17 protein-coding genes are annotated in these 19,171 nt (G+C 72.3%); 13 read left to right on the top strand and 4 right to left on the bottom strand.

The genetic code is table 11. The features are described from left to right. Complete coding sequence (locus ACZ6QO_RS07615) at positions 1–948, bottom strand: HAMP domain-containing sensor histidine kinase (protein ID WP_465848624.1); 948 nt, start codon at positions 946–948, stop codon at positions 1–3. Positions 949–1,232: 284 nt separating this feature from the next. Between ACZ6QO_RS07615 and ACZ6QO_RS07610 the strand changes: the two genes are divergently transcribed. Next, on the top strand, positions 1,233–1,508 hold the full coding sequence (locus tag ACZ6QO_RS07610) for a hypothetical protein (RefSeq protein WP_465848623.1): 276 nt from the start codon (positions 1,233–1,235) through the stop codon (positions 1,506–1,508). Between the two features lie 133 nt (positions 1,509–1,641). Beyond that, entirely contained in the window at positions 1,642–2,928 is a 1,287-nt protein-coding gene (locus ACZ6QO_RS07605) for a cation:proton antiporter (protein ID WP_465848621.1), read from the top strand. Between the two features lie 267 nt (positions 2,929–3,195). On the opposite strand, the gene ACZ6QO_RS07600 is transcribed toward ACZ6QO_RS07605, so the two are convergent. Then, complete coding sequence (locus ACZ6QO_RS07600; RefSeq protein WP_465848619.1) at positions 3,196–3,801, bottom strand: TetR family transcriptional regulator; 606 nt, start codon at positions 3,799–3,801, stop codon at positions 3,196–3,198. Between the two features lie 95 nt (positions 3,802–3,896). Here ACZ6QO_RS07600 and ACZ6QO_RS07595 point away from each other — a divergent pair, with 95 nt between their 5' ends. Next, complete coding sequence (locus tag ACZ6QO_RS07595) at positions 3,897–4,622, top strand: SDR family oxidoreductase (RefSeq protein WP_465848617.1); 726 nt, start codon at positions 3,897–3,899, stop codon at positions 4,620–4,622. A 42-nt stretch (positions 4,623–4,664) separates the two neighbouring features. Here the strand turns inward: ACZ6QO_RS07595 and ACZ6QO_RS07590 are convergent, their stop codons facing one another. Both ACZ6QO_RS07590 and ACZ6QO_RS07585 read right to left on the bottom strand, forming a co-directional pair. Continuing rightward, positions 4,665–5,732, bottom strand: coding sequence for a helix-turn-helix transcriptional regulator (locus ACZ6QO_RS07590; RefSeq protein WP_465848615.1), 1,068 nt, complete (start codon positions 5,730–5,732; stop codon positions 4,665–4,667). A 157-nt stretch (positions 5,733–5,889) separates the two neighbouring features. Next, positions 5,890–6,282 (bottom strand): ATP-binding protein, encoded by a 393-nt coding sequence (locus ACZ6QO_RS07585; protein WP_465848613.1) that lies wholly within the window; start codon positions 6,280–6,282, stop codon positions 5,890–5,892. Between the two features lie 450 nt (positions 6,283–6,732). Between ACZ6QO_RS07585 and ACZ6QO_RS07580 the strand changes: the two genes are divergently transcribed. The 10 genes from ACZ6QO_RS07580 (at position 6,733) to lanM (ending at position 19,168) form a co-directional block, all read left to right on the top strand. Then, a complete protein-coding gene (locus ACZ6QO_RS07580) occupies positions 6,733–7,581 on the top strand; it encodes a helix-turn-helix domain-containing protein (RefSeq protein ID WP_465848612.1) in 849 nt (282 codons plus the stop codon). Continuing rightward, a complete protein-coding gene (locus ACZ6QO_RS07575; protein WP_465848610.1) occupies positions 7,472–8,029 on the top strand; it encodes a DUF397 domain-containing protein in 558 nt (185 codons plus the stop codon). Before ACZ6QO_RS07580 ends, ACZ6QO_RS07575 begins: the two co-directional genes overlap by 110 nt. A gap of 180 nt (positions 8,030–8,209) precedes the next feature. After that, positions 8,210–8,545, top strand: coding sequence for a hypothetical protein (locus tag ACZ6QO_RS07570; protein WP_465848609.1), 336 nt, complete (start codon positions 8,210–8,212; stop codon positions 8,543–8,545). A 279-nt stretch (positions 8,546–8,824) separates the two neighbouring features. After that, positions 8,825–9,574, top strand: coding sequence for a sensor histidine kinase (locus ACZ6QO_RS07565; protein WP_465848608.1), 750 nt, complete (start codon positions 8,825–8,827; stop codon positions 9,572–9,574). A 178-nt stretch (positions 9,575–9,752) separates the two neighbouring features. Beyond that, a complete protein-coding gene (locus tag ACZ6QO_RS07560) occupies positions 9,753–10,040 on the top strand; it encodes a hypothetical protein (RefSeq protein WP_465848607.1) in 288 nt (95 codons plus the stop codon). A gap of 95 nt (positions 10,041–10,135) precedes the next feature. Next, complete coding sequence (locus tag ACZ6QO_RS07555) at positions 10,136–10,432, top strand: hypothetical protein (RefSeq protein WP_465848606.1); 297 nt, start codon at positions 10,136–10,138, stop codon at positions 10,430–10,432. Then, positions 10,429–11,148, top strand: coding sequence for a hypothetical protein (locus ACZ6QO_RS07550; protein WP_465848604.1), 720 nt, complete (start codon positions 10,429–10,431; stop codon positions 11,146–11,148). Before ACZ6QO_RS07555 ends, ACZ6QO_RS07550 begins: the two co-directional genes overlap by 4 nt. Continuing rightward, positions 11,141–13,312 carry a cysteine peptidase family C39 domain-containing protein gene (locus tag ACZ6QO_RS07545; protein WP_465848602.1) on the top strand — a complete coding sequence of 724 codons (2,172 nt, stop codon included), beginning with the start codon at positions 11,141–11,143 and terminating at the stop codon, positions 13,310–13,312. Before ACZ6QO_RS07550 ends, ACZ6QO_RS07545 begins: the two co-directional genes overlap by 8 nt. Beyond that, positions 13,309–15,984: an ATP-binding cassette domain-containing protein gene (locus ACZ6QO_RS07540; protein WP_465848601.1), complete on the top strand. Its 2,676-nt coding sequence runs from the start codon at positions 13,309–13,311 to the stop codon at positions 15,982–15,984. Before ACZ6QO_RS07545 ends, ACZ6QO_RS07540 begins: the two co-directional genes overlap by 4 nt. A 1-nt stretch (position 15,985) precedes the next feature. Next, positions 15,986–19,168 (top strand): type 2 lanthipeptide synthetase LanM, encoded by a 3,183-nt coding sequence (gene lanM / locus ACZ6QO_RS07535; protein ID WP_465848600.1) that lies wholly within the window; start codon positions 15,986–15,988, stop codon positions 19,166–19,168. Positions 19,169–19,171 lie beyond the last annotated feature (3 nt).

Raw genomic sequence — 19,171 nt, 5'->3', positions numbered from 1 at the left:
TCAGACGCTCCGGTGGCCGGAGGGGACGGTCAGGCGTACGTCGGTGCCGCCGCCGGGCGCGGGGCCGACGGCCAGGTCGGCGCCGATGAGCAGGGCGCGTTCGCGCATGCCCCGGATGCCCGCGCCTTCGGGCGCCCCGCCGACGCCGCGGCCGTCGTCGCGCACCCGCAGTTCCACGCCGCCGGGAACCCGCTGAAGGGCGAGGTCGACGTGCCGGGCGCCGGAGTGACGGGCCGCGTTGGTCAGGCCCTCCTGGGCGACGCGATAGAGGACGAGTTCGGTGTCGTGGTCCAGCGGCGGCAGGTCGGCGCCGATGCGGTGGCGGACGGACATCGCGGGGCCGGTGAACTCGCCGGTGAGGGCTTTGAGCGCGCTCGTCAGCCCGAGTTCCGCAAGGACGCCGGGGCGCAGGCGGCGGGCGATGCGGCGGATCTCCTCCAGGCTGGCGCGAGTGGTCTCCTGGACCTGGAGCAGTTCGCCGCGCACGGCGGGCGGCGCGTGGCCGGCGACCCGTTTGAGCTCCAGCAGGACGGCGGTGAGGGTCTGGCCGATCTCGTCGTGGAGTTCCTGGCCGATGCGGTGGCGCTCGGCCTCCTGCGCGGACAGGGCGCGGGCGGCGCTGGAGGCGCGTTCGGCCTCCAGGCGGTCGAGCATGGCGTTGAACGTCGTGATCAGCTCGGCGACCTCGCCGCGCCCGCCCACGGTCGGCCGCTGCCCGGGGCGCAGCAGGTCGGTGGTGGTCATGGCGCGCGTGACCCGTTGCAGCGGAGCGAGACCGACGCGCAGCAGCATGCCGTTGGCGACGAGCATGGCCGCCAGCCCCGCGGTCACGACGGCGGCCTCGGTGAGCAGGACAGGGGTGGAGACGGTCACCGGCCCGAGCAGCAGCGCCGTGGCCGCGATCAGCACCACGGCATTGAGCAGGAAGATCCGCCAGAACAACGACATCCCCCGCCACCTCCCCCCGTGGCCTTCTCCTCCACTATGACTACCGCCTCCACCGCAGCCTCTACGCCCATACCCCTTGACCGCCGCCGAGGGATCCGACGGCTGTGACGGTCATCTCGACGGCGACGTGCCTTCGGGCGCATCGGGGCGGCACCCACAGGTCGGCCGACAAGATGGGGGTCGCCCACCTGCGGAAATGGGTGCCGGCCCCGATGGTGGGACCCCTACGCGGCATGTGACCCTGTCAGGGACGCCGTGACCGCCGGCTCGGGGGAGGAGGATCCATGGCGCACCTGAAGGAGAGAAGACCGCACGACCTCGAAGAGCGGGTGGCCGAGAGCCTTTCGGGTGTCTCCGGCGGTCCGGGGGCGGCGGGGCCGTGCCGGGCGCGGGTGCGTCGGCGCGGACCCGCTTTGGGGCTGCTGGCGGTCTCATCGACCTTGCTGGTGCTGAGCCTGTTACTCCCGGACGGTCTGCTCCTCGCGGCAGGCCTGGTCGCGGCAGGGGGGGCGGCGCACCTGCTCGCGTCCTCGTCCGGGCGCCGCCCTCACCGGCACTGACATCGCCCGCCGCCATCGCCGCATCGGACGGGGCCATGGACAGTCGGACAGACCATCGCCGAAAGAGGAGGACGTATCCACCCTCGTAAGACACAGCGATCTGGCACTTGCGTGCCGCTGAAGGTGGTGACCCGTGGGACATGCTGACACCCTGCTCGCCATGGGCGGCGCCTTCCTGGCCGCCGCCTTCCTCGCCCGCCTCGGCAGGCGGATCGGCCTGCCGACCATTCCGCTGTTCATGCTCGCCGGCATTCTGCTCGGCCCGCACACTCCGGGCCTGGTCCTGGTCGAGGACGCACACGACTTCGAGATGCTTGCGGCGCTCGGCCTGGTGCTGCTGCTGTTCTACCTGGGCCTGGAGTTCCACCTCGACGACCTCAAGAGCGGCGGCAGCCGCCTGCTGGCCGCGGGCGGCATCTATCTGCTGCTGAATGTCGGCGCGGGCCTGGGGTTCGGGTTCGCCCTGGGCTGGGGCGTGCGGGAGGCCCTGGTGCTCGCCGGTGTCCTGGGCATCTCCTCCTCCGCGATCGTCACCAAGATCCTCATCGACCTGGGCCGCATCGCCCGCCCGGAGACACGCCTGATCCTCGGCGTCATCGTGGTCGAGGACATCTTCCTCGCGCTGTATCTCGCCGCCCTGCAGCCCGTCATCAGCGCCGCCGAGGGCATCCAGGAGACGCTCCTGCAGGCGGGCAAGGCGTTCGCCTTCCTGCTCGTGCTCGCCGCCGCGGCCCGCTACGGCACCCGGCTGGTCGGGCGCCTTATCGCGGTTCGCGACAACGAACTGCTGGTGATCAGCTTCCTCGGCGTCTCAGTCCTGGTCGCGGGCGTGTCGGAGGTCCTCGGGGTCGCCGACGCCATCGGCGCCTTCATGGCCGGCCTGATCCTGGCGGGCACCCCCTCCGGTCCGCGGATCCGCGAGCTGGTGCATCCGCTGCGCGACGCCTTCGCGGCGATCTTCTTCTTCGCCTTCGGGCTGGCCATCGACCCCGGCGACATCGCGTCCGTCGCCGCGCCGGTCGCCGCCGCGGCGGGGCTGACCATCGTGATGAACGTGGCCGCGGGACTGCTCGTCGCCCGCGTGTACCGGTACGGCTCCGAACCTGCCGCGGACATCGCCACCACGCTCCTGGCGAGGGGGGAGTTCGCGCTGATCTTGGCCGCCATGGCCTCCGGCGCGGGACTCGACGGCCGCCTGGCCCCGTTCGTCGCCGGTTATGTCCTGGTCCTCGCCGTTCTCGGCCCCGTCGTCGCCGGGCGCGCGTACCTGCTGGCCCGCGCCATCCAGGCCGCGCAGACCGTCCTGTCGCGGTCAGGCGCCGGCGCGGACGGGGACGGGCCGGCGAGCGGGAACCGGGCGCGGGAGGTCGCCGCCGCACCCGAGGCGGATCGCGCTGATGCCACGCGCACCGCCACTTGACGCGGCCGCGACACGCTCACTGCACGGACACCACCTCGCCGAGGTGCTCGTGCGGCTCACCGCCAAGGAGGACGGCGATGGCGGCCGACGTAGCCGGCGGGCGTCACGCCGAACCGCACTTCGGTCCCCGTGCCGAGGTCGCTGGGTTCGGATCTCCATACTCCGGTCTCCCCTCCGCCGCGGATGGAATGGACTTTCGGCTCCTTCCCCCCATATGCGGAATTGGGGTCGTCCGGTGCGACGAGCGCCTTGCGGATGTGCGGGAGGCTAGGGGCTGTCCGGCATCGCGGGCATCGCGGCGGGTTCGGCGGCACGGTCCAGGCCGGCGGCGAGCTCGGTCGCGGCCTCGCGGACGCGCGCTGCGAAGTCCGCGTGTTCGGGCTGGTCGGCCCACCGCTCGAACGCGGTCTGGAAGACGGCGATGCCGACCTGCGCGAGCAGCTTCGCGCTCGAGGCGGCGACACCTCGTTCCCGCAGTGCTTCTGTCAAAGCTTCGGTGACGGTCGCCAGCTTGGTTCGCTCGCGTTCCCGTAGTTCGGCGCTGGACGCGATGACCGTGCGTCGTTGCGCGGCGTGCGGAACCAGGTCGGTGAACAGTTCGCCGGTGTCGGCCAGGGCGGTGAGCAGTGCCTGGAAAGGCGGGAGCGTGGCGTCGGCGCGCCGGACGGCGTCGGACACGGCGCCGGGGAGCTGCTCCGATCCGGCGAACAGCACGTCGCGCTTGTCGGTGAAGTAGCGGGAGAACGTGCGGCGGGTCAGCCCGGCCCGCTCGGTGATCTGCGTGACGGTGACGTTCTCGTATCCGTGTTCGACGAACAGCTCCAGTGCGGCAGCGCGAAGCCGGTCCTTGGCTCTCGGGTCCCACCGCGGCATGTCGTGATCGTATCAGTGATGACTCAGTGAGCTATCACTGATACGGTGATGACTCACTGAGTCATCACAACGGCTCCATTACCGAAGGATGGATCATGTCTCTGGCCGGCCAGCGCATCGTCATCATCGGCGGCAGTTCGGGCATGGGGCTGGCGACAGCCCAAGCGGCGGCGGCCGCGGGCGCGTCCGTCACGATCGCGTCCAGCAACAGGGAGCGCCTGGAAGCGGCCCTGGCCGAACTGCCGGCCACCTGCGACGGGTTCGTCACCGACGCGCGCGACGAGGCGGACGTCGCCGCCCTGTTCGAACGTGTCGGCACGCTGGACCACCTCGTGTACACCGCGGGTGACGCGCCGGATCAGCGGCCGTTGGCGGACCTGCCGCTCGATGAGGCCCGGCGCCTGTTCGACGTCCGCTTCTGGGGCGTGATCGCCGCGGTCAAGCACGCGGCGCCTCGCATCAGGCCGGGCGGTTCGATCGTGCTGACCTCCGGGATCATCGGCGTTCGCCCGAGGCCCGGCGCGGCGCTCGCGGCCGGCTCTGTCGCCGCGATCGAGGGCCTGGCCCGTGGCCTGGCCGTCGATCTGGCTCCGATCCGCGTCAACACGGTTCGGCCCGGCGCGATCCGCACGCCGATGTGGGACGGCGTTCCACAGCCGCAACTTGACGCGATGGTCTCCGCGTTGACGGAACGAACGCTGACCAAGGCGGTCGGCGAAGCGCATCAGATCGCCGCGACGAACCTGTACCTGATGGAGAACGGTTTCGTCACAGGCACCGCGCTCACCGTCGATGGAGGCTTCATCCTGGCCGCGAGCTGACGGAGGGAGTCGGGAAGCCCGACGCATCGGCCGCGACGGGCGTCAGTGCGATATCGCGGCGATCAGCTCATCGCGCCCGTCGGCCCCCGCCTTGCGGCACGCCGCCTTGAGGTGGTCGTTCACCGTGTGGACGGACAGTCCGAGACGGCGGGCGATCTGTTTGGAGGTGGCCCCGCCGCGAAGCTGCTCGATGACGTGGCGTTCGCGCATGGTGATGCCGTGCCACTCGCAGAAGGAGGGCAGGACGAGATCACCCGCGGCCGCCTGGATGACGAGGGCCACGTCGCCGGTGCCCTCCGCGTCCAGTGACTGGCCTTGGAAGGCGACCCAGCGGCCGCCCACAACCGGCGGCACGCACACCAGGGACGTCAGGGCCTGGTGGCGGCGCGCATGCGCGCGGGTGGCGAGGGAAAGCGCGACGACGAACGTGCTCGGGACCCAGGACGGCATGGCGAATCGGTCGTGCGCGGACATCTGCTCAAGCCAGGCACGGGCCTGCGGACTGACCGTCTTGATCTCGTGGTCGGGGCCGACGATGATGACACCGGCCGCGAGTGCCGGAGACACCGGGCAGAGCGGCCCTGTCGTCACGTAGCGGCGCAGAGTGGCGATCAGTGCCGTCCCGAGCCGGGCCACTCGCTGAGCGTCGTCGCGGTCGAACGGCGCGGCGCCCTCGGAGCGCAACAGCGCCAGAGACCCCCAGGCGCCACGCCTGTCACGCAGCGCCAGACGGAGCTCGGAACTCGCTCCGTGCGCGGCGAGCAGTTCCCGCGTGCACCGGTCGGGTGGCCCGTCACCGACCGTTCCCGCGACCTCGGCCAGGTGTCGCGACCCGGCGCAGGTCGCCGGCCGGGACGGGGCGCCGCCCAGGTAGTGGTGCATGACGAGCGCACCGACGAGGCCGGGCTCGTACTGATGCCAGAAGCTGAAGCAGCCGCGGCCGGCCTCGGCCGTCGGGTCGGCGCCCACCAGGCTCAGCGCGTCGTGCGCCACGACGGGCGCTATCACCCGGGAGATCTCGGCGCCGACCTCGGCGGGGCTGGTGCCCCGGCTCGCCGCGGCGTAAAGATCACGGGCCAGCCGCTCCTCGTCAAGTGCCACGATGCCCATGACGCCCGCCCTCCCCGCGTTCACTCTGGGTAAGACAATAGGCGCGGACGGCTATCGAGGGAGACGGGTGCGGGAGTTCTCGCTCGATGCGTCGGTCTCGACCTCGATCCAGCAGGACGGCAGGACGACCTTTGGCCGAGCGGGGGCCGGCCCGCGATCAGGCGTCGGCGCGGGTGGGGTCGGCGAGATGGAACCAGACGCTGGTGTTGCCGGTGGTGCGCTGGAAGCCCCAGCGGGTGGCGAGCGCGTCGACCATGGCCAGTCCCCGTCCTGACATGTCGTCGTCTCCGGGGGTGCGCGGGCGCGGGATCGTGGCCGAACCCCGGTCGCCCACGGTGATCCGCACTCCGCCCGGTACCAGGGCGACGGAGACGGCGAACTCGCCGTGCAGGGCGTGCCGGATGACGTTGCCGGCCAGTTCGCTGGTGAGCAGGATCGCGTCGTCGTGGCAGGGATGCTCCGGCCCGAGCAGCGCGGTGACGAAGGCGCGGGCGGCCTTCACCTCGGAGGGCACGGCCGAGAACGGCTGGCTGAACGTGGGAGAGTCCACAGAGTCCAGCGGAGACACCGGCCAGGTAGCCGCCAGAACTCCGCTACTGTCCCGCCCTCCGAACCGCTCCGCGTTCGGTTGGAGGCGCCTGGCGAGTTGGCCGACCATCGACGCAATTCGCCGCGGACGTGTTGCGATCACGATATGTCCCTTCGGTGCTGTGTCCCATTTGGTGTGGATGTCGCGGTAAATGGCGGAGGATTCGCGGTCTCACCCCACGACGTTCTCTTTGAGCCCGCCGGGCGATCGCCAGGAGTTGCCGCGGTAACGGCCCATTAGGGCCATTGTTGCGGCATGCTTTCGGTCAATCGCTGTCCGTGATCGCCTGGTGACTCTATAGTGAGCCTGCGGCTTCTGCTTCGCAAGTTGCTTCAGTGAAAATCTTCCACTCAAGAAACGCTCGCTGGACTGGTCGATGCGATCAATTGGTGAAAAAGGGGGACATGAAGGATGGATGTGCCGTCACTTCGGCAACGCTGGCTGGGAGGAAAGCTCGCGGAACTTCGGTTGCAGGCCGGGATTCCGTCTCTCGCTGTGGCTGCGGACAAGTGCAAGCGTTCGACCGGTTCCCTCAGCCGCATAGAGAACGGCCTCGTCGGGATTCCGCCACGTGATATACCGCCCATTCTGGACGCGTATGCGGTCACCGATCCCGCCGTCCGGGAGAAGCTGATGGTCGTGGCGGCCGAGATCCAGCAGGAGCGGCGTGGCTGGTGGGTGGAGCACAGCGACGCGCTGGCGCCCTCGTATGTGGACCTGATCCGCCTTGAGGCCACGGCCACCGAGATCCGTACCTATGAGACGTACCTGATTCCCGGGCTGCTGCAGACCGAGGCATATGCCCGTGTCTTCGTGGCGGCCATGCGAGGGCTGAGCGGTGAGACCGAGCTTGAGGAGTTCGTCGCGGTCCGCATGACGCGAAAAGCGGTGCTCACCCGGCACGAGCCGGTCGTGCTGCGGGCACTGATCAGCGAGGCGGCTCTCCGGCATCCCATCGGAGGTGCGGAAACGTTCAGGGAGCAACTCGAGCATCTGTGTGAATGCGCGGCCTGGCCCAGCGTCACCGTGCAGGTTCTCCCGTTCATGGACCGCCCGCATCCCGGCATGTCCGGCGCATTCACCGTCCTGAATCTGCCGCAGCTCGACGTCGCGCATATCGAGGCGATGAACACCGATATGTACATCGAGGATGAGCACGATGTCATGCAGTATCTACGCGCCTACGAGCTTCTGTGCGAACTCGCCCTCAGCCCCGAGGAGACGGTCTCCTTCCTTGCAGAACTGGCGGATACTCTCTAAGTGGTGCACTTCACGCCGAAGGTGCACAGAATGCCGGGAGGGTCGACGGTTGGACGGCGTCTGGCGTAAGAGCTCTCGCAGCGGTGCGCAGAGCAACTGTGTGGAGGCTCGCTTCGACGGGATGACGGTGTGGGTGCGGAACTCCAATGACCTGTCGGTGGATCGGCCGGTGGTCGGGGTCGTGGGGGAGCGGTGGCTCGCGTTCCTCAGCCGGGTTCGGGGCGGCGACGTCGACCTCGACCGGCTCGGCGAACCCGTACAGGGCAGGGACGGGGTGCTCGTCTCCTTCGACGGAGGGCGGGTGGTCGTCCGGGACGACGCCGGAGGGCCGCAGGTGAGGTTCACCCCGGACGAGTGGCGGGCCTTCGTGGACGGCGCACGTCACGACGGGGAGTTCACGCTCGCCTGGCTCGGTGAATCACGGGGGACGGGCGCGGGGCGGCTCTGAGGCCCCGCGTGGGGTGTTGGTGATAGTTGTCACGGGCGGTTCGTGTTAGTTGTTTCTACCGCCGAACGGCGTCGCGGGCGAGTCTGGAGCTGCAACGAAGGGGCAGCGAGCAGTCCAGATGCCCGCTGCCACTCCCGTCGGATCCCGGCCGCACGGCCGGGATGGAAGGAGAGTGGCCCGATGGCCGAAAGCCTTTACATTCTCGGTGACGAGGACCGCAAGAAGTTCGCCCGGCTGATCGCCGCCGCGTGGTCGGAGAACGAGGTCAAGAGCCGTTACGGCCGCGAGCCCCGGCTGATGCTGGCCGAGTACGGCATCGCCTACCCCGACGGCGTGGCCACCCCCCCGCTGCCTCCCAAGCCCGCCGGCGAGTTCAGCATCGAGGAACTGGAGGTCGCCGCCGGCTCGGAGGCCCCGGCCGAGGGCTGCTTCGGCTCGGTCAGCTCGATCAGCAGCGTCGGCGGCTGCCTCGGCACCGCCTCCACTTACGGCTGCGGCATGGAAGCCCAGGCCTGAGCGGTTTCCCACATCCTCCGCCGTGGCATCCGGCCGGCCCGCCGCCGCCGGATGTCACGGCGGGCCTGACGCCTTCGGGTGTCATGGCCATGCCCTGACGCCTTCGGGGTGTCACGGTGGTTTGGCGCCTTCGGGCGTCACAGCGTGCCTGGCGCCGGAGGGGGCGCTTTTGTGGTCATGCGAAAGCGTTAAGGGAAAAGCGTCCGGTGATGCGTTGCCTTCGCCGGAATGGGTTGCCATGATCCGTTTGTGACCCAGACAGGGTTTTCCGGATCAAGGGTGGCCGTTCGCGCGCCGCTGGAGGTGCGGCTCGGCCGCGCCGCGATCGTGGCGTTCGCCCTCTACCTGATGAGCCCCACGTTCGTGCACTACATCGAGGACGCGCGCTCCTGGCAGGTCCCCGGTGTCGTCCTGGCGACGGCGGTCGTGGCCCTCTACATCGCGGCCGGCTGTACCGGCCCGCGCGGGCCCTGGCACCGGTGGTCGGTCGCGGTGATGGCGCTCCTGGTCTATCTGCCCTTGCCGTTGCTGGGGGAGTGGTGGGCCGCCTCGGCCGTCTTCCTCGCCGCGATGGCGCTGGGACTGCTCCCGAGGTTCTACAACCTGCCGGTGTTCCTGCTGGTGGCGACAGCCGAGACGTTCAAATCGATGTCGCTGGGAGACGACCTGGCCGGAGGCCTGTCATGGACGCTTTCGGTTTCGGTGGCGGCCATCCCGCTCGCCGGGCTGACGCACTTCGCCGAGACGGCGCGACTCCTCTACGCGACCAGGGCCGAACTCGTGGCGGTGGAGGTGGCCGCGCAGCGGGCGCGTGCGGTGCGCGAGCTGGAGGGCATCCTCGGCAGCCGGCTGGACGCCATCGCCGGGCAGGGCCGCAGGGTCCTCGCCGGGGTGGACAGCGAGTCCGACGCCGTCAAGGGGGAGCTGGGCCGCATGCTCGACATGGCCCGCGAGGCGCAAAGAGAGATGCGAGGGTTCGCGCATCGGGAGCAGCGGATCCCATCAGGAAAGCCGAATTACCGCAAGTGATGAACATCACGATATGTCGGTGTTAGTTGTTTCTGGCGGGATTTGCCGCTGATGGCGAAATGTGGTCTCCGTAGGCGGCAGCCCCGCCGACAAACCCCGGAAGCGCCGAGCGCCCGACCCGCCCGGAAGCACGGACCAGCGTGTCCGTGACCTCCGGGGCTCACCAACGAGGTGACCGATGCCGGAAGATGCCATTCTGACCCCCGAGCTGCGGACCCAGCTCGCCCGATTCGTCGCACGCGCCTGGTCGGATGAGTCGATCAGGCGGGAGTTCGAGCGGGACCCGCGCGCCGCGCTGGCGGACGCGGGCGTCGACTGGCCGGGGGAGCTGCCCCCGCCCGATCTGCCCGCCCAGCCCGGCCAAGCCATCGACCTGGAGAGCCTGGAATCGTCCGCGGGCGGCGCCCTCGGCACGATCGGCACCGTGAGCTGCCCGACCGGATGCTTCTCCGGCGCGCAGACCTGACGACCTCGCATGACCTGGGTGGGGGCGGTGGGCAGTCCAGATGCCCACCACCCCGTTCCAAGAAGCATCTCACAAACCGCGGCGGGAGGACTTTGATGACTGTGGACACGACCGGCTGGGACACCGCCCAGCGCAGAGCGTTCGGCGAGCTGACGGCGAGGACCTGGCTCGACGCCGAACTGCGGCGACGTTACGAGCGCGAACCCCTCGTGGTGCTGGCCGAGTTCGACATCCGGCTGGCCGAGGGATCCGTCGCGCCGGTGCTGCCACCGAAGCCCGGCGACGAGCTGGTCATCGAGATCCTCGACGGGGCCGAGGCCCCGCCGCCGCCTCCGTGCCTGCTCAGCCTCTGCTTCTGCCTGCAGTACTCCCCCGGGAGAAGCTCGCGATGAGCGCGACCGCGGTGGAGGCGCCCGGAGGCGAGCGCATCGACCTGCTCGTCTCCACGGTGCGGACCAAGGCGTGGCTCGCCGCGGTCGCGCTCACGCTGGTTGCGGCCTGCGCGGCGGGCTGGGCCTGGCTGGGGCAGGTGCGGGACGTGGTCTCCGGCACGGGCGTGCTCGTCGTGGGGGGCGGGCCCGTGCCGGTGGCCGCACCCGTTTCCGGCAGCCTGGCCGAGGTCCTGGTCCGCGCGGGCCAGGAGGTGACCCCCACGACTCCGCTCGCCGTGCTGGCCGATGGGCGAGGACGCAGACACGTCGTCACCGGCACGGCGAGCGGCCGGGTGCTGCGCCCGGCCGCCCCCGGCACCGTCCTGGCGGCGGGCGCCGCCGTCGCGGCCGTCGACCCGGCCGCCGGGCCGTTGCGGGCGCTGCTGCTGGTCGGCAGGGAAAGGCTCGGGGCGCTCGCCCCCGGCCAGCCGGTCACCTTCGCCGGCGCGGACACCCTGCACGGCAGGGTCGGCGCCGTCGACCCGTACCCGGCCTCCGCCGAGCTGCTGCGCCCGCTGTTCGGCGAGGCGGCGCGTACGGACGGACGGTACCTGGTGACCGTCGACCTCGACCGCCCGGCCTGGCCGGGCGCCACGCTCACCCCGGTGTCCGCCGAGATCACCGTCGCCGTCGTCCGGCCGGTGGACGCCCTGTTCAACGGAGGCCGCCGTGGGTGAGGGCGCGGCGAAGACCAGGCCGAGGCCGGTGCGCACCGAGCGCCGGCCGCAGATGGAGGACGCCGACTGCGGGCCCGCCTGCCTCAGCACGATCTTCGCCCACCACGGACTGCGCGTCCCCCTGCACGAGATCAGGGAGCGGTGCGGCGTGGGCAGGGACGGGCTCACCGGGGCCGGGCTGAAGGCGGCGGCCGAGGAGTACGGCTTCACCATCGGCGGCTGGCGGGTGGAGGCCGACGAACTGGAGACCTTCCCCGTCCCGTCGATGATCTTCGTCGACCAGCGGCACTACGTGGTGCTGGAGGGCATGCGCAAGCGGTGGGCCTACCTCAACGACCCCGCCGTGGGCAGGATCCGGCTGAGCAGGGAAGAGTTCCGGCGGCGGTTCAGCGGAATCGCGCTGGTGCCGCGCCCGGGCGAGGGCTTCACTCCGGGAGGGGCGCGCTTCCCCATGGCACGCTCGGCGCTGGCGAAGGTGCGGCCCTATCTGTCCGCGCTGCTCGCCGTCGCCGTCATGTCGTTCATGCTGGCCCTGCCCGCGGCGGTCACCGCGCTGCTCACCCGGCTCCTGCTGGGCAAGGTGCTGATCGCCGGCGACGCCGCCTGGTCCGCGCCCGTCCTGCTCGGGCTGCTCGGCTGCGTCGGGTTCACCCTGGCCGGCACCTGGGCGCAGCAGCGGCTGCTCGGCGCCGTGCAGATGGCGATGGCGGCCGACCTGTCGGGCCGGTACGTGTGGCGCATGCTCAGGCTGCCCGGCGACCACTTCCACCGCCGCACGACCGGCGGCCTGGTGACCAGGACGTCCTTCGGCGCGGGACTCGCCCTGCTGCTGTCGGACCGGGTCGCCGCCGCCATCGCGGCACTGCTCACCATGGTCGTGCACTGCTCGATCCTGTACGCCTTCCACCCCGCCTTCGCCGCGGTCGCCGCGCTGCTGGCGGCGGTCGACCTGGTGGCGATGCGCGCGGTCAGCCGCCGCACCGCCCCGCACCAGCAGCGGCTCATCTTCGACGAGCACCGCAGGGACGGCATGGCCTTCAACGGCGTCTCCATGGCCGAATCGCTGAAGGCCGACGGCGCCGAAGGCTGGTTCTTCGCCAAGTGGGCGGGGCTGTCGGCGCGCACCATGGCGGCGACCCAGGAGCTGATGCGGGTCACGCAGGGACTGATGGTGGTGCCCGCCGCGCTCGGCTCGCTCGCCGGGGCCACCATGGTGATCACCGGGGCGGTGCTGATGGCCCGCGGCGAGGTCACCATGGAGACCGTCATCGCGGCGCAGCTCCTCGTCGGCGCCTTCCTGGTGCCGATGTCCTCGCTGGTCGGGGTCGGCGCCGAGGCGCAGGTCGTGGCCGCGCAGACCAGCATGCTCGACGACGCGCTCTGCGCCGAGCCCGACCCCCGGCACGCCGAGCCGCCCCGCGCCCCCGAGGGGTCCGGGGGGCTGCGCGGCGTGGTGGAGTTCGACGAGGTCACCTTCGGCTACGACCGCCAGCACGGGCCGGTGATCCAGGGCCTGTCGTGGCGCGCGGAGCCCGGCCAGCGGGTCGCCATCGTGGGCCGTACGGGCAGCGGCAAGTCCACGGTCGCCCGCCTGCTCACCGGGGCGGTCACCCCGTGGTCGGGGCAGATCAGGTTCGACGGCGTGCCGAGGGACGAGACGCCCAGAGAGACCCTCACCACCTCGATCGGCTACGTCGAGCAGAACCTGCAGGTGTTCGAGGGCACGGTGGCCGACAACCTCACGCTGTGGGATCCGACGGTCCCGGCGTACCGGCTCCGCAGGGCGGTCGGCGACGCCTGCCTGGCCGAGGTGGTCCACCGCAGGGGCGGGCTGTCGGGCGGCCTGGTGGAGGAGCGGGGCCGGAACCTGTCGGGCGGCGAGCGGCAGCGCCTGGAGATCGCCAGGGCGCTCGCGCTGTCGCCCTCGGTGCTGGTGCTGGACGAGGCCACCAGCGCGCTGGACGCGGAGACCGAGGCCATGGTCGACGCCAACCTCAAGGCCAGGGGCTGCACGTGCGTGGTGATCGCGCACCGGCTCAGCACCGTGCGCGACAGCGATCTGATCCTGGTGCTCGACCGCGGCAGGGTCGTCCAGCGCGGCACGCACGCCGAGCTCATCGCCGAGCCGGGTCCCTATCGCACGCTCGTCGAGGAAGCCGCATGAACGGACACCCCCGCAGTAAGAACGGCACGAACGGGCAGGGGTATCCCGTCAGCGAGATCGAGCTGATCGATCCCTACGCCTGCTGGCGCGTGGTCAGCGGCTCGGTCGACGTGCTGCTGTCGCCCGTGGACGGCCAGGGTCCCCGCCGCCGCGTCGTGCGGGTGGAGACCGGGCAGGTCATGCACGGGTTCGCCGCCACCGACCTGCCGCGCGGCTACACCGTCATGGCCTCCCCGGCCGAGGGGACGTCGGTGCGCCGCGTCCGCAGGGACGCCGGCGCGCTGTCGTCCTGGACCGGCCGCCTGAGCCGCTCAGGCGTCGCGGGGGAGGCGCTCGGGCATCGTGAGCTGCGCGCGCTGCATCGCGGGGCGCTGGCGCGGGTGCTGCTGCTGGCCGAGGCCGAGGAGGCCGACAGGGACAACTGGCGCGCGGCCAGGGCGGCGGCGACGAGCGAGACGCTCCGGCGGTCGTTCGCCGACGTCGGCGTCGCCGCCGGCGCGCCGCCCTCTGCCGACCGGCCGCGGACCCCGGCCGAGCACGCCGTGAAGGTCGTCAAGGCGCTCGGCGACCACTGCGGCTTCGCCGCGCGGGACATCGGCCCCGACTCCGGCGACCTCCTCGCCGCCGCTCCCTCAGCCGGCCGCGGCTCCACCACCTCCGATGCCGGACGAGCCTCCGTCGGCCCCGGCCCCGGCCCCGGCGCCGGACGCGCCGCCGGTGATCCGCTGGGGGCCGCGCTTGATGCCGCCAGGGTCAGGCATCGGCGGGTGCGGCTGGAAGGACGGTGGTGGCGCACGGCCACCGTCCCCATGATCGGCTTCACCCGCGAGGACGGCCGGCCCGTGGCGCTCCTGCCGCACCGGGGCGGCTACCGGGCCGCGGACCCGGCCGCGGAGCCGCGCCGGGTGACCGAGGCCGTGGCCGAGGGGTTCGCCCCGGACGCCTGGCAGGTGTACCCGCCGCTCGGCGAGGGCCTCACCTCGCCGCTCGCGCTGCTCAGGTTCGGCCTGCGCGGCGCGGGGCGGGAGCTGGCCTGGCTCGTCGCGGCCGGCGGCGGCGCCGCGCTGCTCGCGCTCGGCGTTCCCCTGTTCACCTTCAGCCTGCTGCGGTCGGCGGCCGACCCGGCCGACCGTCCGGCGATGGCCTGGATCGCCGTCATGATCGCCGGCGTGGTGGTCGCGGGCGCCCTGCTGCTCGCCCTGCGCAACTCGCTGCTCGTGCGCGTGCACGGCCGCCTGCAGGAACGGCTGGAACCCGCCGTCTGGAGCCACCTCATCTCGCTGGACCTGCCGTTCTTCAACCGCTACTCCACAGGTGAGCTGGTGCAGCGGGCCAACGCCGTGTCCGACATGCGAAAGTCGCTCGGCGAGGCCGCGGTGAACTCGCTGCTCGGCGGCATGTTCTCGCTGCTCGGCCTGCTGGTGCTCCTCGCCGTGGACTGGCGGCTGGCCCTGGTGGCGCTGGGCGGGGTGGTCGCGCTGCTCGCCGTGCTGGCCGCGCGCGCCGTCCGCCAGCAGCGGCACGAGCTGGTCATGCACGAGCAGTACGGCAAGGTCTACTCGCTGCTGTACGCCTGCCTCGGCGCGATCGACAAGATCCACGTCGCGGGCCGGGAGGCCCAGGTGTTCGGGCTGTGGTCGCGGCTGTTCGCCGCCCAGCAGCGCGCGGCCGCGGCGGCGCAGCGCGAGCGGGCGGTGTCGGCGGCGATCGGCGCCTCGGCGCAGCCGGCGCTGCTGCTCCTGCTCGCCGTCACGGGGCTGGCCCTGGGCGTGCCCGCCGCGTCCTTCGTGATCGCCGCGGTGGCGCTCGGCCAGTTCGTCCTCGCGCTCGGCCAGATGAACAGGGCCGTCGAGGCGGGCTTCGCCCTGTTGCCCAGGTTCGAGCGGCTGCGTCCGGTGCTGGAACGGGCGGCCGAGACGCCGCCGGGCGCCAGGGACCCGGGCGAGCTGACCGGCCTGGTACGGCTCAGCGGCGTCTCCTTCGCCTACCCGGGCACCGCGACGCGGATCCTCGACGACGTCTCGATGGTGTTCACGCCGGGAGAGTTCGTCGCGGTCGCCGGCCCGTCCGGCGCCGGCAAGTCCACGCTGGTGCGGCTGCTGCTCGGCTTCGAGCCGCCCCGCACCGGCCAGGTGCTCTACGACGGCGGAGACCTGCGCGATCTCGACCCGCGCCGGGTGCGCACCCAGGTCGGCGTCGTCATGCAGCAGGCCAGGGTGCTGCGGGGCTCGATCCTGGAGAACATCGTCGGCGACGTGCCCGGCGCGGCGGAGGAGGACGCCTGGCGGGCCGCCCGCCTGGCCGACCTGGACGGCGACATCGCCGCGATGCCCATGGGCATGCACACGATCGTGGGGGAGGACAACGCGTCCTTCTCCGGAGGCCAGCTCCAGCGGCTGCTCATCGCCAGGGCGCTGGTCAAGCGCCCGCGCGTCCTCATCCTCGACGAGGCGACCAGCGCCCTGGACAACCACACGCAGGCGCTGGTCAGCCGGAGGATCGCCGAGCTGGACATCACCCGGATCGTGATCGCGCACCGGCTGAGCACCATCAAGTCGGCGGATCGGATCTACGTACTCGACCAGGGCAGGGTCGTCGCCGACGGCCCCTTCGAGCAGCTGATGGACCAAAACCCGCTCTTCGCCCGCATGGTCCGCCGACAGGAGGTCTGAGATGACGGTCCCGGTCCACCCCGGGTACGCCGAGGCGCGGGGCGAAGGGCTGCTCGCCGTGCCGGGCGGGGACGAGCGGCTGATCGCCGTGCTGGCCGCGGCCGCGCCCTTCCCCGAACGCGTGTCGGGCGAGTTCTTCGTCCCCGTCGCGGGGCGCGGCCCGCGCCAGGCGTCCGAGCGCACCAAACGCTGGCTCAAGGCCGCCGTCGGCGACGACGAGGACGCCAAGCGGGCGCTGCTGCACCACCGCAGGCGCTCGGGACGCGACCTCGGCGCCGGGCTCGTCGACGTGCGGCTGGCCGACCCGCGCCGGCTGCCCGACTGGGGGTACGCGCTGGTGGACTTCCTGCTCGCCCAGCCGCCCACCGCCGCCGCCGACCCCGCGTCCGGGCGGCCGGGCTCCCCGTTCGTGGCGTTCAGGCGCGCGGTGAACCGGCTGGTGGACTTCGAGGACGGGGCGGTGCGCGGCGTGCCCGTCACCCCCGAGGCGTGCGAGGACATCGCCGGACAGCTCGTCGAACGCCTGACGCAGGTGTGCTTCTCCGGCTTCGCGTTCGAGGCGCAGCTCGCCGGCACCGCCAACGACGTGTTCGCCTGGCTGCAGAGCCCCGGCCTGGACGTCAGCCAGGCGGGCTGGCTGGACCGGCTGGAGACGCTGCCGGGGCTGGCGTACGTCATGGGCATGGCCTGCCTGCAGTGGAAGCGCGTGGTGCACGAGCTGTTCGACCGGCTGAACGCCGACCTGCCCGAGCTGCGCAGGACGCTGTGGGGGTGGACCGCTCCCGGCGCGGTCACCGGGTACTCCGGCGACTCGGGCGACCCGCACAACCACGGCCGGGTGGTCACGCTGCTCACCTTCGCCTCGGGCGAGCGGGTCGTCTACAAGCCCAAGGACCTGCGGTCGGTGGTCGGGCTGATGGACGTGTGCGCCCTGCTGAACAGCCACGGGCTGCCGCTCCCCCTGCACACCCGCAAGGTCGTCCTGCGCGACGGCTACGGCTGGGAGGAGTACGTCACCGCCGAGCCCGGCGCCGACGAGGACAGCGTCCGCCGCTACTACACGCGCCTCGGCATGCTGGCCAGGCTCGCCCAGTTCCTGGAGTGCCGCGACCTGTGGGCGGACAACCTGGTGGCCAAGGGCGACACGCCGGTCTTCATCGACCTGGAGAACGTCCTGCAGGCCCGCATCAGCAAGCCGTCCGTGACAGGCGACCGCATCCAGTCGCTGTGGGGGCGGGTCGAGGAGACGGTGGCCAAGACCGCCGTCATCAGCTTCCCCAGGGTGATCGGCGGCGGCGTCCAGGCGCAGGACATCGGCTGCATGGCCGGGCTGCAGGAGCAGATCGCGCTCAACTCCAAGGGGTTCCCGCCCGGCTGGGAGGCGCCGCCGTACCGGCCCACGTGGGGCGCGGGCGAGCTGGCCGACCCGAGCCGGTACGCCGACGAGGTCGCCGAGGGCTACCGGCTGATGCAGGCGTGCCTGGCGCGCAACCGCGAGCTGCTGGCCGACGCGCGCGGCCCGCTGGCCCTGCTGAAGGACGCGCCGGTCCGCTACATCTGGCGCAGCACCTGGGACTGCGTCGAGCTGCTCGGCATGAGCCTCAACCCCGGGGCGCTGATCGACGGGATGGCCAGGGAGGTCTGCCTGGCCCACCTGTTCCGCAGCGCCAGGGAGACGCTGCGGCAGGACCCGGGACGCGAGGACATCCTGGAGATCGTCGAGCAGGAGATCGACGCGTTCCGGCGGATGGACGTCCCGCTGTTCGTCTCCCGGCCCGGCTCGGACTCGGTGTTCACCCCCGACGGCGTCGAGATCCCCGGGCACTTCTCCGGCACGGCCTGGCAGCGGCTGCAGGACCGCGTCGCCGACCTGGCGGGGTTCCCGCTGGAGGAGCACCTGGCCGTACTGGAGACCTGCCTGGACTTCACCGGCGCGGGCGACCTGCCCGCGTCCTTCCCCGGCGCCGGGCCCCGCCCGCGCACGGTGCGCGAGATCGGCATGCACGTCTACGACCTGTCGGGCCGGCGCGAGGAGCCGCAGCCCGAGGTGCTGCTCGCCCGCGCGGGCGAGCTGGCCGACCAGGTGCTCGCCACCGCCGTCACGCTCGGGGCGCCCGCGGGCGGGCCGGTCGGCGAGCGGTCGGGCTGGATCGGCGTGGTGACCTACCCCGCGCACGGGCTGGACCAGGTGGAACCCCTGCACGGCGACCTGCTGACCGGCACCGCCGGCCTGGCGATCTTCCTCGCGGAGCTGTACGCCAACACCGGCGCCCCCGGCCACTGGACGGCGGCGCAGGACGCGCTGGACGCCTCGACGGAGTTCGCGGCGCTGTCCACCCGGTCGGCCGTCTACCGCAGGATGTCGGGGACGCTGGCGCCCGTCGGGGCGTTCGTGGGCATCGGCTCCGCCATCTACGCGCTGAGCCGCTGCGGCATCACGCTGTCCGACACCAGGCTCGCGGAGCGGGCGGCCGGGCTGCTGCCGCTCGCCGAGGCCGAGCTGTTCCACCCGACGTCGGCCGAGCCGGTGCTCGGCAGGGCGGGACTGCTGCTCGCCGTGCGCAAGCTGCGCGAGGCGTCCCCGGTCGCGGTCCCCGCGGCCGACGCGCTCGCCGAGCGGCTGCAGGAGGAACTGCTGGCGGAGCTGGCCTCGGGCGGCGCGGCGCGGTCGCCGTACCCGCCGGGGGTGCCCGCGCTCGACGGGCTGCCCACCGGCGAGGACGGGCTGGTGTGGGCGCTGGCCGCCGGCGCCGGCGCGCTCGGGCGCACCGGCCGGGACGCCGCCCCGCTGCTGGCGCACCGGTTCCGCCTGGACACGCCCGGCTCGCTGCTCGCCGCCGTCGCCACGAACCACCTGCTCACCGGCGAGGTCCCCGGCGCGCTGCGCGAGCGGGTGACCAGGTACTGCGCGCCCGGCACGGCGCGCTCCTGCGCGCGGCTCGTGGTGGACGCCGAGGTGGCGCTGCACACCGCCCGCCTCACCGGCGACGAGGCGCTGGAGCGGTCCGCCCGGGAGCTGGCCGCCGAGCTGCTGCGCCGCCGCGAGCAGACCGGCCGCTGGTTCGCCGACCGGCGCCGCGCCGACCGTCTCACCCTGTCCGCCGTCAACGGGCTCGCCGCGGCGGGCCTCACCCTGCTGCGGCTGGCCGACGACCAGGTCGCCTCCCTCCGCCTCGCGCACTGATCC

This window comes from Sphaerisporangium sp. NPDC049457 (assembly GCF_055586705.1).
The sequence above is the reverse complement of the archived record's forward strand: the minus strand, read 5'-3'. Positions and strand labels throughout refer to the sequence as shown.

Excerpts from the sequence above, each read along its gene's own strand:
- ACZ6QO_RS07615 (WP_465848624.1), bottom strand. The coding sequence starts at position 948 with ATGTCGTTGTTCTGGCGGATCTTCCTGCTCAATGCCGTGGTGCTGATC.
- ACZ6QO_RS07610 (WP_465848623.1), top strand. The coding sequence starts at position 1,233 with ATGGCGCACCTGAAGGAGAGAAGACCGCACGACCTCGAAGAGCGGGTG.
- ACZ6QO_RS07600 (WP_465848619.1), bottom strand. The coding sequence starts at position 3,801 with ATGCCGCGGTGGGACCCGAGAGCCAAGGACCGGCTTCGCGCTGCCGCA.
- ACZ6QO_RS07595 (WP_465848617.1), top strand. The coding sequence starts at position 3,897 with ATGTCTCTGGCCGGCCAGCGCATCGTCATCATCGGCGGCAGTTCGGGC.
- ACZ6QO_RS07590 (WP_465848615.1), bottom strand. The coding sequence starts at position 5,732 with ATGGGCATCGTGGCACTTGACGAGGAGCGGCTGGCCCGTGATCTTTAC.
- ACZ6QO_RS07580 (WP_465848612.1), top strand. The coding sequence starts at position 6,733 with ATGGATGTGCCGTCACTTCGGCAACGCTGGCTGGGAGGAAAGCTCGCG.
- ACZ6QO_RS07575 (WP_465848610.1), top strand. The coding sequence starts at position 7,472 with ATGAGCACGATGTCATGCAGTATCTACGCGCCTACGAGCTTCTGTGCG.
- ACZ6QO_RS07570 (WP_465848609.1), top strand. The coding sequence starts at position 8,210 with ATGGCCGAAAGCCTTTACATTCTCGGTGACGAGGACCGCAAGAAGTTC.
- ACZ6QO_RS07560 (WP_465848607.1), top strand. The coding sequence starts at position 9,753 with ATGCCGGAAGATGCCATTCTGACCCCCGAGCTGCGGACCCAGCTCGCC.
- ACZ6QO_RS07555 (WP_465848606.1), top strand. The coding sequence starts at position 10,136 with ATGACTGTGGACACGACCGGCTGGGACACCGCCCAGCGCAGAGCGTTC.
- ACZ6QO_RS07550 (WP_465848604.1), top strand. The coding sequence starts at position 10,429 with ATGAGCGCGACCGCGGTGGAGGCGCCCGGAGGCGAGCGCATCGACCTG.
- ACZ6QO_RS07540 (WP_465848601.1), top strand. The coding sequence starts at position 13,309 with ATGAACGGACACCCCCGCAGTAAGAACGGCACGAACGGGCAGGGGTAT.
- lanM (WP_465848600.1), top strand. The coding sequence starts at position 15,986 with ATGACGGTCCCGGTCCACCCCGGGTACGCCGAGGCGCGGGGCGAAGGG.